We start from the raw sequence: 265 nt of genomic DNA, 5'->3' as shown, positions 1-265 counted from the left end.
CCGCTACTTTGTCGATCGATGCCTGACCGGACATACCGATGGCTGTCAGCGCATGGTAGATACCCCATACTGTACCGAACAAACCAACGAACGGTGCTGTGGAACCAACAGTGGCCAGGAAGGCCAGACCGTCTTGCAGGCGGCTTTGTACTTTGTCAACAGCACGCTGGATGGACATGGATACCCAGGTATTCAAGTCGATTTGTTCCAGCAGAGCGCCTTCATGGTGTTCTGTGGCTTTGATGCCAGAGTCAGCGATGAAGCG

At 54.0% G+C, this 265-nt stretch carries 1 protein-coding gene; it reads right to left on the bottom strand.

Annotated features, from left to right (window positions below):
* On the bottom strand, window positions 1-265 hold a 265-nt coding region (locus tag ACO0LC_RS29295; protein WP_423009803.1), incomplete at both ends, for a MotA/TolQ/ExbB proton channel family protein.

The organism is Undibacterium sp. JH2W (assembly GCF_049340425.1).
In the GTDB taxonomy this organism is placed as follows: Bacteria; Pseudomonadota; Gammaproteobacteria; order Burkholderiales; family Burkholderiaceae_D; genus Undibacterium.
This window is presented reverse-complemented; position numbering and strand designations above follow the sequence as displayed.